Source organism: Parabacteroides chongii, assembly GCF_029581355.1.
GTDB lineage: Bacteria > Bacteroidota > Bacteroidia > Bacteroidales > Tannerellaceae > Parabacteroides > Parabacteroides chongii.
On record NZ_CP120849.1, the window covers coordinates 431048 to 444019 of the forward strand.

A 12972-nucleotide genomic window follows, 5' to 3' on the forward strand; every position below is an offset into this window, starting at 1 on the left:
TGATTTTCAACTTCAAAGAGTCAACAGCCCAGCAACCATTACACTCCCGTTGCTTTTCAGAAATCTAAAATTTTAACATCTTTATTCTATTGCTATCTTCTCGAATAACTCATACAAGTCATCCGTATCTGCTCTTGCATATCGGATTTTATCCGATAAATACTTCACTTTCAGATCAACATTAAATCCGAGCTTAACAGCGAATGCCAACTTCGTATAAGATGTTTTACGCTTTTTATCCGGTCGTTCCAAAAGGCTCAGGATACGGATAAACAATGCTTCATCCTTCACGTCGTAAAGAAACTCTCCTAAAACAGTATCATTGCGCACAAAATCGATAAAACGCTGACGTTCACTTTTAATCAGGCTAACAAAAAAATCACGATACGCCGGACTCAGATTTCTCCAATCCGAAAAAGCCAAAGTAAAGGAATCTTTATAAAAGCCCTCCTTTTCCTCTGGTAACAAATTATTCACATGTTGCTGATAAACACAAACAGCTGGTTGGGCACCCAGCAATGCCATTAATAACTTTTTCATAACATTCTTAGAAGGTTGAATAGCCCTTCACCCCTCAAGCCACCAAACAAGATAACAAGGCCTGTAAAGAGGATTTAAATCCAGCTCTTCCAGCATCTTTTTCAGTGGCTCTAAAAAACACAAAACCCCGAAGAACTTAATCCCCGGGGCTTGCTTTTTTGTCTGTCTTCGCTCTTCACAGAGATCGAACAGAAGAACTTTATTTCATTACTTTAGTATTAATACTGACTGCTTGTTCGCCTGTCACAGGGTAATTGGTAGGGGCGGTTCGTGAACCGCCCACCACGCAGTCAATTTAAATTTATTGATTATAAATAGTTACTTATTTTACGATTGCTTTAACAGCAGCTTCACCTTCTACGGCTACTACTACGATACCTGCAGGAGCAGAGATCTGAGCTTCAGAAGAAGTGATTACTGTGTTGGCAATTGTCTGACCAAGTACGTTAGTGACAACAACATTCTTACCTGCAGCACCCTTAACAATAACAGCACCTTCTGTTGCGATTACTGATACTTCGGCAGCATTGATTTCGTCATTTGCAACCGGCTTATCGTCAGTCTTAGCGATGTTGAAACGTTCTGCGTCTGCGATGTCATTTGTTAATACAGCTACACCGTTGATCAGGCGAACGAATTCGTTATTCTGAGTTTCGATGTAGAATTCAGCCTTTTGGTCGTCATTCTTTGTCAGACGGAACTGAACAGCAGCGTTGTTGAATTCGTTCTTGCTTAGATCGATCGTATCGTTAGCAGCCAGTTTTGTTCCTTTGAACTTAGAACTCATGATCAACAAGGTATCACCCTGGTGAACAGCATCAACGAATGCCAGACGAGTGTAAGTTCTGTTTTCATACATAAACTTATCCAACATCTTCTTATCGCCCTTGTAAGCAGCTACAGAGTCAGACAATGTTACCAGATAGTTAGCGCGAACCTGGTCTACCAATTCGTACGGATGGCCGTGGTCAATCGGACAGAATGTTGTATCCGGAGTAAAGTCAGGACGAACAGCCAGCAAATACTGAGGACGTGCAGTTTCGTTACGTACATAAGCAGTATCGATGAACATGGCAGCTTTGTTTTCGCCATTGAACAATGCACCCAGGTAGTTGATACCTGTAGGATCTGATTCGTAACCGGCTACTCTGTTGGCTGTATTTTCATACAGATAACGGTTGTCTTCGCGAGTCAGGTTGATCTTGGCAACGTTAGTTCCCATGTTGTTCAAACCGTCTTCAGCATCAGTTACACCCAGACGACGGTATTTAGGAGCATCTTTGGCTACCAGGCCGAAAGTAGAAGTACGACCGTCATTCAGGTAACCCCAGTTGTATATAGAGTAATCTTCCGACTGATTTTCACCTTCCAGATCTTCCTGTACAAGGATTGAAGGATAATCTTTTACAGAAATCTTTTTAGAACCCAAAGCCCCTGTAATCTCGTTTTTCTCATTTTGCTGAGCTTTGATAATAGCATAATAATGTTGTGCGTCTGCTTCTTTAAATTCTTTCAGGAAGAAAGCATCCAGATTGGCATAGTTTACCTTTCCATTTGTCAACGTAGAGTTGATCAGTTTGAACTTACCGTCTTTATCAAGAGTGATGAACAGTTTATCTTCGTCCTTGATATTCTTATTGGCAGTTTCCAGTTGCAGGTAGTAAGGAATACGTTTCAACTGAGTTGCAATATCTTTTACTTCAGCAGGCCCGTAAGCAATAGAGTCTGTTGCACGAATCAAACGGAAATAAATACGATCGGCATCTTCCGTCTTAGCCACATTCAGGATAGAGTCTGCGTCATTGTAACCAACGAACAGGTCATTATTCAAATTGTTCAGATAGTTCAATGAAAATACTCTCAACTGATCGTCAGCTTCTAGATTCTTTTCAGGATCGATAAAGTAACCCAACGTTTTATCTGTTGTGAATTCTTTCGGAACGGAAGTGAACAACAGAGAGTCACCTTCCATGTTCGTGTAAAGATTCGCCGTACTTGTAGCATACATATACTGCTGCTGCACCTGTCCGAATTCATTTGTATATACAAGAGCCTTGTTAGATTCACGATTCACGATAGAATTCAGTTTTTCCCCTTTAGCCTGAGTTACGATCCACTGTGCAGCCGGAATATGGTTCAGTTCCTGATCTTCAACAGAAGCCATTACCTGGTAATTATTATACAACCAGTTGTAAGTGATATAACGACCATTACGGTTAGCGTTTTTCTCTTCGTTGCTTACGTATTTGATTGTGTAAACACCAGCAGGAATAGCTGCATAATCTTTGAAGTTGATACCGAAACCGATACGAGTATTGATAGTTGTCAGTTCAGAGCCAGTGATCTGTTCATATTTACCGACAGTTACTTCTTTATGATTGTCAGCCAAAACTGCCAGTTTGACAAATTTACCGTTAGCTTCATAGCCGTGAGCGGCATTTACATCTGTAATATCCACCCAGTTTTCAACACCTACAGCCGGTTTCATTGCATAACCGTCAGTTTCGATCTTCAAAGAGTCTTCAGTAGGATAATAAGTGAACTTGAAGTTGAAGTGACCGTTATAGTCTCTGAACAAAGGAACATTAGTTTCACTTAGTAATTTACCATTACTGTTCGTGATACCTTCGGTATATTTCCATGCATCAAATTTCAGATGTCTGTTACCGGATACGCCTGTCAGCAAGTTAGTATCGACAGCCAGATACAGTTTGTTTTCTTTACTGTCTTTCTTACCTAAATATAAAGATACATATTTAGATACAACATCCTGATCCACTACTTCTCCTTCCTGAGAACCGGCAGCCAGATATTTTTCGATATTGACAGAAGCAACAGCTGCTGGTAAGTTTTCACCTTTTACAGCACTACTGATTTCTACAATGATATCATCACCTTCCTTATTGAAATCTTCTTTGCATGCGTCGATAGCATCTTTAACTGCCTGAGCACTGTTCATAGCTGTAAGAGCATTTTTAATGCCTGTTACAGCATCTGCATAAACTTCAGCAGCCGTAGAAGCAGCCTCATATTTCGTTTTTTGATCAGCAACCAATGACTTTGCACGATCAGCTGCATCGACAGTAATAGGAAGTTCATCGATCAAAGCTTTAATAGCATCTTTCACTTCAGTGTACTGATCAGCAGTATAAGCTTCTACCTGACCATAAGCCAATTTTGCATATTCTTCTTTGAATTTTGCTAAATCCCAAGCATCAACATGAGCAGTGAAAGACAAGTTATCAACAGCTGTATTGATTAATCCTGCAGCAGTAGTTAATTTAGCAATATTAGTATTAACAGTAGCAACAACTGTCTCGGAACCAACCATACTAGTAACCAATGCTTCAACTTCTGCATCGACATTAGCTTTAACCCATTCTTTAATCTTATCGTTATCGGCAGCAACATAATCAGGCACTGTTACATCGAATTTAGCATTCAACGCAGCAACCGCTGCTTTTGAAGCATCAAACAATTCCTCATTATTGTCTATATCTTCAACCTTACCTTTGAAAAGAGTTACAAGATCATCCTTTACAGCGTCAACATCCGTCAAAGACACAGCAGCAATTACACCATCAACAGTTGCTTTATCGTTGTTCTCCCCTACTATTTCATCCATCTCGTAAGCAGCCACAACAGTATTGATAGCACTAGCGGCAGCAGCCAAAGCAGCAGCCTCTTTCACTTCACCGTCTTTTTTAGCTACTTCTGCATTCACTGCATTTAAAGAAGCATCAAAAGTATTTTCTGTTGTTGTTGCAGCAGCTTTTACTGTAGCAGCCCAATCCTTAGCAGCCTGATCCCATGCTGAACCGGCTGTAATTGCAGTCTGAACAGCATTTTCAACAGTTGCCGGAGCTAACAATTTATCAGCAGCATCCTTTGCAGCCTGCGCCGCAGCTTTCTGGTTTGCATTATAAGTATCTTCAGCAGGAACATTTCCTTTTTTGTACATGCTTGTAGAATAAGCAACAACCGGCTCTGCGATCAGGTCGTTAGCCGTCCACATATTACCGATCTTTGAACCTACTACATCACCAAAGAAACCCAAACGGAATTTACCGGCTTTTGTATTGGAAAGCATCGTTGAGTTCAGATCATCAGCAGTCAGAACTGTTCCCTGAACAACCATCGGTTTCAAAGTAAGTGCTTTGCCACCGTCACCCTTTGACTGTGCGTACTTGATAGCACCTACTTCACCGTTATTAACGGCCAATGTCATAACAGAGTCAGGATTTGCAAAACGGTATTTCAAAGCAGCTTCGCCATTAATACCCTTTCCTTCAATTCCTTCCTGCCATTCCCATGTACCGATCTTACCGGGGAATTCGTAGTTGATTTCAGATGTCAAATCACCATTACCCGCATTTTCCGTAGAGAAAGACAAAGGCATGTGATAAGCAGCACTTTCGAAAGTAAAATAATATTTCTTTACTGTATCATCATAAGTAGTCCAACGGATTGTCCAAAGAGTTTCTGCGAGGTTTGCACCCGTATTGGCTGCAACCATTTTCAGAACCAATTTACCATCTGCTTCTTTTACCATAGCCAGTACGTTGCCTTCGCTATCAGCCAACTGGAAAGCTCCGTTCTGCTTCAAGTTTGTTGCAAGCGTACCCGCTGCAGTGAATTTAGAATAGTCAGGAGTTACAGCCCCCACCGTTCCAACACTTGAGGCGAGCAATAAACCCGCCACCAAAGTAGAAAACTTTTTGTTCATAATTTAAAATTTAATATTAATAATAGTGTTAAAATGCTGTCACAAACCTTGTGAATCTTACTCTACACCTTTTTCCCTTTCTTCCCCTAACTATGTATCTGTTAAAAGGTGTTTAGTAAAATGACGAGATTAATCGATCCTTTTTTCTAGTCATTTCTTGAGTGAATTTTTATTTTATACTGAAAAGCGATAATTTCATACAAACTTTGTTATGTAGTTGATAAGAAAGACTATATATTTGCAAAAATAAATTTGAAAAGAATTGCAGGTTTAAAAACTAGTCGTACCTTTGTGACTAGAAAAAAGGATCGTTTAAATTAGTCATTCTATTTTAACATTTTAATTCACTGTATACCAATCCATTAAACATCATTTTACGCCTCATTTTACTATCATTTTAACACTCCCGTTTATTTAATGATAAAAGACTGCTGTACTGAAAGTTAAGCTTGATTTTCACTACTCTCTTTTCAGCAAGTGTAAATTACTGTATAATAGCATATTAAGTTTTAATATCTGTTTTGTGTTCCCTGAGGTGTTGTTTTATATATAATGTACGCGATAGAACAACTATAAAAACAGTTGATATTTTATCAGAAAAACGTTTGGTTATTCAATAATAATTTTTACATTTACCACCCTAAGCTATGTATGATAATCCAAAGCCCTTCCTTCCCCGCAGCAGAGATGCCGAAAACTGAAAAGAGTAGGCAGCCACCTTTAATACCTTTTATTTATGTATACAGTAACAGCAGATGGAGTAAATTACATGGGCTCATATTATGATTCGCAGGCAGGTTTTGCCTTGCAGTTTCCCAATGTAGATATCGCGATCGCTATAATGAGAGCTCAAGTCGTGTCGGTAACCGATCCGCACGGAGTTCTGATTCCAGGTCTTACCCGCAGCCGTGCCGTGGGAAATATTGTTTATTTCTGATAATTATTCAACCTTTTAATACTAATCGTTATGCCATCAACAATACCTTACGAACCGTCCCTCGTATTGGGGAACATCGTAAAACAGGAAAAGCTCGATAATGCGGAGCTGATTGCTGCATATCAGGCAGAAGCCGATGCAAAGGAAGTCACCATGAACTCACTTATCGCTCTGCGTACAAATCTGGATATGACTGTTCAGGAACTCACCAACCTGGGGGTTGAAACACCCGAAATAACGGCTGAGATCAAAGAACTGAATAAGCAAATTTCCACTGCCGCCGCCGAATACGGAAAGGTGAAGCTGGAAACAGAGAAAAACATACAACCCTTGCGTGCGACGATGTCGATGATGAGCGATGACATCGAGAGTCCTCTCGATTATACGAAAAGCGAAGTCAAATCGATGGGGGTCTCTTCCGATTCCATGCAGTTGAACGTACGCTATTTTTCGGTCGATTCCAATAAAGAGAGAAGCGAAAGCCAAGCCTCCAGCATCGGAGGTTTTGTGAGCGAAGCGATGAGCGGCTTCGGGCAAGCCCATGCCATGCAGCTGTCTAAATCCGTACAAAAGCAATTCGGTATGCAAAATGCCAATCATGAGCTGGAAGGGACGCTGGTTATCAGTATTTCCTGTACGCATAAAAATGCGCGCATCTTCTCGCCGTTGATACTGGATCCGGATAAAATGGTGGCTGCCTGGAATAAGGCCTTTCCGGATGAAGTGATCGATACCAAAAAGTCTCCGCTGAAGTTATGGGAAGAGTTGGAGAAATCTTCCTGCAACAAGCTGGTTTATGTTCTCTCGGGAGCCACATACGGGTCGAGCTTTGTCGGGATGATCCATGTCCTGAAGTCCGATTCGATGAATACGGTACAAAATATGGAAGGTGTGGCTCAGAAATTGCAGACCCAGTTTAAGTTGGGCGGCTGGTTTGCCGATTTACAGGGAGGTTTCGGTGTTGAAGATTCTTTTGCCAACAGTGTGAAAAACCTGATCAGTTCGCAAAACATCCAGTCGCATTGTTCGCTTGCCACCATGGGAGTGATTCCTTCGATCAAATCCAACCAGGTAAAAATGGGTGTGAAGCAATTTGCCGATTCCGATCCCGACAAAGAGATGCAGAAACTGGCTACCCTTCAAGGGGCGACCGCCACTGAAAATAATACGCTCGAATCGTCGGCCAGTGCCGCACGCACCGGAAAGCAAATGATTTCGCTGCACAACGCCACGATCCAGTCTACCTTGACCGGGTTGTCTGAGATCGACGACGGACAAAACGGCATGATCGATATCAACTCGCTGATGACAGCCATGGATGATTATGTTCAGAAGTGCTCTTCGGGAGATGATAATATCGGTGTCCCGATCAATTATTATCTGAAGTCGCTGGATAAAGCCACGACGCTTAAAGCCTGGCTGGAGAAATACTATCCAAAAGAAAATATCAGTGGAGGCGACCAGCCTGAACCTGAACCGGGTGAATAATTCTCACACCTGAAGTTCCTCAATATGTAAATCCCGGCACTGGCAGACATTTTCTCCAATCATTGCCGGGATTTGCCATTAATGCCATCACTAAAAACAAGGTACGAAGAAGCTACTTGAGTCACAAGTACCCTATATTTATCAGAAAGATGCTATCCCTCGGTACAATTCCTTCCTTTCTGCTGTATATTTGTATTCAATCAAATATACGTTTAACATATATCAAACGAATAGAACACATATATGTTTCTTTCACTTGGTAATCGTTCTACTTTCATTCGATATTTATAGAACGATTCATTGTTCGGGATGAAAATTGGGTTTGGCTGGTATTAATTTAAAACACGATAACAATGAGTTTAAAATTCGGTTGGTACAAAACTCCGGTTCCGGGAGACAGGGAGGATAAACAAGTTCCCCATGCACGCATCATTTCACAAGGGACACTCGACACAAAGTATATGTGTAAAATGATCTCGATGTCGAGTACCATTTCTTCGGCTGATGTAAAAGGGGTATTAGAAGCTTTGAACTTCTGGATGGGATTCTGTCTGTCGGAAGGGAACAGTATCGAACTGGATGGACTGGGTTACTTTACCCCTACACTGAAAAGTAAAATAACCACCGATGAAAACGGTAAAAACAAGGTACAGGCAGAAATAGATTCCGTCAGTTTCCGTTGTGCAACCTCTCTGAAAGAACAGGTACGGGAAGCCGGACTCGAACTGGTGAAAAAAACGAATACGGAAAAGCTCCCGCAAGAACAACGCCTGGAAAATATCATGGCTGAAGTGGAAGAAAACAAGTGCATCAACCGCAGTACCTGCATGAAACTGAACCACTGCAGCCAGTTCATGGCACTAAACGACCTGAAACAGCTGATAGACAGCAAACAACTGATACAGATCGGCGGAGGCAAACAGACAATGTATATACGCTCAGTGTAAATCTGAAATTTCGCGGCAAAAATAACCGCCGCGAAATTTCAGATTCAAGCCAAAATAGCTTTATTCCCATACATTTGATTTATCCACTGATTTATCCACACAAAATAATCCGCACTATGATAAAAAGGACGGGCAGCAGACAGAAACATCTCTTGCATCATATGCTGTTATAATTATTTCATTTGAATTATTCGATTCGAATAATTCGGATTTAACCGTTTCACAAGGACATACAGCCATTTTTGTCGCTGTAAAATTTGTTATTCTACATCCTTTCTTTTACCTTTGTAACAGCCGTTAATGTAATGACCATTAAATTAACGGGGATTAAATTAAGATGTGCATGAAATCGATCTTATCGCCCTCAACCGTTTTGAAGAGAAGGCATTGATAGCTGAAGTTAAGCGAAATCCAAATAAGATCAATATAGCTCGCCTATATGAGAAAGTTGCCTCCATAAAAAAACAATTATCGCATTACACATTGGAAATAAAAGGATTGTCAATGCAGGACATGTAAATAGTCAAACGAAAACATTGAATAAACTAAACCTCCGTCGATATGATACTACTCTCGAACATAGATTTCACACTGCCGCTGGCAGATCCGGTATTGAAGTTTCTGCTGATACTGCTGATCATCCTGGCGGCTCCGCTCCTGTTGAACAAACTTAAAGTACCGCCTCTGCTGGGGCTGATCATTGCCGGTGCGATTATCGGACCAAACGGGTTTAACCTTGTTTTGCGCGACAGCAGCATCATTCTGTCAGGTACGGCAGGCTTGCTTTATATCATGTTTCTGGCAGGGCTGGAAATCGACATGGGAGACTTCAAGAAGAATAGCGGGAAAAGCCTCGTTTTCGGAATGTACACGTTCCTTATTCCTATGATATTGGGAACGGCGGTAGGATTATGGGTACTTAAATTCAGCATGGAGACATCCGTATTGCTTGCCAGTATGTTCGCCTCACATACATTGATTGCCTATCCGATCATCAGCAAACTGGGAATCAGTAAAAACAACGCGGTCAGCATCACTGTCGGGGGAACCATGATCACGGATACACTGGCTTTATTGGTGCTGACCATCATCGTGGGAATGGCAACAGGGAATGCCGATGATGCTTTCTGGATACGCCTGGGGATTTCCATCATTGTTTTCGCATTGATAGTCCTGCTGGTATTTCCTTTTATCGGACGGTGGTTCTTCAAACGGGTACATGATAATATCTCACAGTATATCTTCGTACTGGCGATGGTCTTTTTCGGAGCATTCCTGGCACAGTTGGCAGGGATGGAAGCGATCATCGGCTCATTCCTCGCCGGACTGGCATTGAACAGGCTGATACCGCAAAGCTCACCGCTGATGAACCGGGTCGAGTTTGTCGGTAATGCGATCTTTATTCCGTTCTTCCTATTGAGCGTCGGCATGCTGATCGACTACAGGGCTTTCTTTACCAGCTTCGAGACGATCAAGGTCGGCATAGTGATGATCGTTGTCGCTACGGCTGCCAAATATGCAGCCGCGTGGCTGACACAAAAAACATTCCGGCTGTCGGTAGACCAGCGAAGCGTCATCTTCGGGTTGAGCAATGCACAGGCGGCGGCAACCCTGGCAGCTGTCATGGTCGGATATAATGTGATCCTCGGGACCGATGCTAATGGAGATCCTATCCGCCTTCTGAACGAGAGCGTCCTGAACGGAACGATCCTGATGATCCTGGTGACTTGTGCAATTGCCTCTTTCTCCGCACAAAAGGGGGCACATAATATCGCCATAAAAGAATCAGAAGAAGAAACGGAAGAGAATGAAACGAAAGACGAACATATCCTGATACCTGTCAGCAATGAAGAGACGGTAGAAGAACTGGTCAACCTCAGCCTCGCCGTTAAATCGAAAACAAACACCAGCGGCTTATATGCCATGAAAGTCATCGACAACCAAAGTTCGGACGACAAGACACTGAAAGCGTCCAAACGGGTGTTACAAACAGCTATCGATACGGCAGCAGCTACCGACACGAGACTGAAAGGGTTGCTCCGCTACGACCTGAGCATTTCCAATGCCATCACCAGCGTAGTAAAGGAACGGGAGATAACCGACCTGGTTCTCGGACTGCATAAAGAAAAGGATATTCCGGCAGCCTTCCTGGGCAATATCGTTGAAAACGTATTACAACACAGCAGTGTTACCACCTTTATCTACAAGCCCGTACAACCGCTTGCCACCATCAAGCGCCATCTGATTCTCATACCGGACCAGGCAGAAAAAGAAATCGGCTTTATAGCGATCATGAACCGGATATGGAACGTGTTGCAGAACACCGGAGCCAAAGTGGTATTCTACGGCTCGGAAGACACGCTGAAAGCGATAAAAAAAGTCTTTGCCAAAAGAGCCGGTGAAATATCGTATACGAACTTCAGCGACTGGGACGATTTCCTGATTGTCTTCCGGGATGTGAAAGCAGACGACAGCATGTGGGTGATATTCAGTCGGAAAGAAGGGCTGTCCTACGATCCCGTAATGCCGCGTATTCCCGGATATCTGAACAAATATTTTCAGGGCAACAGCTTCGTCCTTTCCTACCCGATACAGGCGAGCATGGATGAAAGTACACGGTATCTGACTTGAAGAAATTAAAAATTGAGAATTGAAAATTGAAAATTACGGGTGGATGGTCGACAGTTTAGTAAGCTATAAAATCATAAACCGTGAACTGTTGTTGACATATTTCAGTTATATTTGCAGACTGGAACAGATAAGTAATCAATAAAATAATGAACAAAGCATTACAAAGAATGGGAGAATATGTCATGTTGATGGGGAAATCCTTATCGATCCCTGACAGATGGAGCATGTTCTTCAAACAATTGATAAAAGAAATTTATAAACTGGGAGTCGATTCGCTTTGGATTGTAATTATTATCTCAGTCTTTATCGGTACGGTTATCGCCATTCAGATTTCACTGAACATCAGTTCCCCGCTGATCCCGAAATTCACGATCGGATATACGACCCGTGAAATTATCCTGCTGGAATTTTCATCTTCTATCATGTGTCTGATCCTCGCCGGTAAAGTCGGCAGTAATATCGCTTCCGAGATCGGAACGATGCGTGTCACGGAACAGATAGACGCGATGGAGATCATGGGTGTCAATTCGGCGAATTTCCTGATCATGCCGAAGATTGCCGGCCTGATGATCTTTATACCGGTACTGGTTATATTCAGTATGTTCACAGGTATCCTGGGAGGTATTGCTGCCAGCCATTCGACAGGTACGGGTATGACACCAGCCTCTTTCGAATATGGATTGCAATTTTATTTCAATGAATTCTATATCTGGTATTCTATTATTAAATCTGTCGTTTACGCTTTCATTATCTCATCCATAGCCGCTTATTTCGGTTATTATGTGAAAGGAGGAGCACTCGAAGTCGGTAAAGCGAGTACGAATGCAGTGGTAATGAGCAGCATCATGATTCTGCTCGCAGACGTAATATTAACCCATTTAATGCTTACGTAAAAAATGATAGAAGTAAAAAATATAACGAAATCGTTTGAGGGCCGTAAGGTATTGAATGATATCAGCGCTGTCTTTGAAACAGGAAAGACGAATCTGATCATCGGACGAAGCGGTTCGGGTAAAACCGTTCTGATCAAGAACATTATCGGCTTAATGAAACCGGATTCGGGAGAAATACTGTATGACGGACGAGACCTGACATCCATGAATAAACTGGAACTGAACATGCTACGCAGGGAAATGGGAATGCTGTTCCAGGGATCCGCCCTGTTTGACAGTATGACTGTTCTGGAGAATGTCATGTTTCCACTTAACATGTTCTCAAAAGACTCCTCTAAGGAAAGAGAAAAGAGGGCTATGTTTTGCCTGGAACGTGTCAACCTTTCGGAAGCAGAACATTTATACCCGTCGGAGATCAGCGGCGGTATGATGAAGCGTGCAGCCATTGCCCGTGCGATTGCGCTGAACCCGAAGTATCTTTTCTGTGACGAGCCGAACTCCGGACTGGACCCGAAAACATCGTTACTGATAGACGACCTGATTCATGATATTACGACGGAATATAAGATGACGACCGTTATCAACACCCACGACATGAACTCCGTAATGAATATCGGAGAAAACATCATCTTCATCAAGGAAGGCGTAAAAGAATGGCAGGGCACGAAAGAACAGGTTATCACCTCCAACAATAAAGCACTGAATGACTTCATTTTCGCTTCCGACCTGTTCCGGAAAGTGAAGGAAATAGAAATGCAACAAGAAGAAGGATAACAAAAAACTCCGGTCGAATGACCGGAGTTTTTTTAT

Annotated in this window: 8 protein-coding genes; 6 read left to right on the forward strand and 2 right to left on the reverse strand. The window is 42.3% G+C overall.

All coding sequences use genetic code 11. The features are described 5' to 3' along the window. Window positions 1-81 precede the first annotated feature (81 nt). Entirely contained in the window at window positions 82-540 is a 459-nt protein-coding gene (locus P3L47_RS02055) for a hypothetical protein (protein WP_277782527.1), read from the reverse strand. 322 nt (window positions 541-862) lie between these two features. Beyond that, on the reverse strand, window positions 863-5266 hold the full coding sequence (locus P3L47_RS02060) for a DUF6383 domain-containing protein (protein WP_277782528.1): 4404 nt from the start codon (window positions 5264-5266) through the stop codon (window positions 863-865). Between the two features lie 736 nt (window positions 5267-6002). Between P3L47_RS02060 and P3L47_RS02065 the strand changes: the two genes are divergently transcribed. From P3L47_RS02065 to P3L47_RS02090, 6 genes are all read left to right on the forward strand, one after another. Next, window positions 6003-6203, forward strand: a complete 201-nt coding sequence (locus P3L47_RS02065; protein WP_122363914.1) for a hypothetical protein — start codon at window positions 6003-6005, stop codon at window positions 6201-6203. Between the two features lie 30 nt (window positions 6204-6233). Beyond that, window positions 6234-7691 (forward strand): hypothetical protein, encoded by a 1458-nt coding sequence (locus tag P3L47_RS02070; protein ID WP_147383027.1) that lies wholly within the window; start codon window positions 6234-6236, stop codon window positions 7689-7691. 353 nt (window positions 7692-8044) lie between these two features. Continuing rightward, window positions 8045-8638 (forward strand): HU family DNA-binding protein, encoded by a 594-nt coding sequence (locus tag P3L47_RS02075; protein WP_277782529.1) that lies wholly within the window; start codon window positions 8045-8047, stop codon window positions 8636-8638. A 561-nt stretch (window positions 8639-9199) separates the two neighbouring features. Beyond that, complete coding sequence (locus tag P3L47_RS02080; protein WP_277782530.1) at window positions 9200-11269, forward strand: cation:proton antiporter; 2070 nt, start codon at window positions 9200-9202, stop codon at window positions 11267-11269. 146 nt (window positions 11270-11415) lie between these two features. Next, on the forward strand, window positions 11416-12162 hold the full coding sequence (locus tag P3L47_RS02085) for an MlaE family ABC transporter permease (RefSeq protein ID WP_122363909.1): 747 nt from the start codon (window positions 11416-11418) through the stop codon (window positions 12160-12162). A 3-nt stretch (window positions 12163-12165) separates the two neighbouring features. Beyond that, the gene (locus tag P3L47_RS02090; RefSeq protein ID WP_277782531.1) at window positions 12166-12936 is read left to right on the forward strand and encodes an ABC transporter ATP-binding protein; all 771 of its coding nucleotides are present in this window, start codon (window positions 12166-12168) and stop codon (window positions 12934-12936) included. Window positions 12937-12972: the final 36 nt, after the last annotated feature.

Coding starts and splice junctions, on each gene's coding strand:
- P3L47_RS02055 (WP_277782527.1), bottom strand. CDS start 540: ATGAAAAAGTTATTAATGGCATTGCTGGGTGCCCAACCAGCTGTTTGT.
- P3L47_RS02060 (WP_277782528.1), bottom strand. CDS start 5,266: ATGAACAAAAAGTTTTCTACTTTGGTGGCGGGTTTATTGCTCGCCTCA.
- P3L47_RS02065 (WP_122363914.1), top strand. CDS start 6,003: ATGTATACAGTAACAGCAGATGGAGTAAATTACATGGGCTCATATTAT.
- P3L47_RS02070 (WP_147383027.1), top strand. CDS start 6,234: ATGCCATCAACAATACCTTACGAACCGTCCCTCGTATTGGGGAACATC.
- P3L47_RS02075 (WP_277782529.1), top strand. CDS start 8,045: ATGAGTTTAAAATTCGGTTGGTACAAAACTCCGGTTCCGGGAGACAGG.
- P3L47_RS02080 (WP_277782530.1), top strand. CDS start 9,200: ATGATACTACTCTCGAACATAGATTTCACACTGCCGCTGGCAGATCCG.
- P3L47_RS02085 (WP_122363909.1), top strand. CDS start 11,416: ATGAACAAAGCATTACAAAGAATGGGAGAATATGTCATGTTGATGGGG.
- P3L47_RS02090 (WP_277782531.1), top strand. CDS start 12,166: ATGATAGAAGTAAAAAATATAACGAAATCGTTTGAGGGCCGTAAGGTA.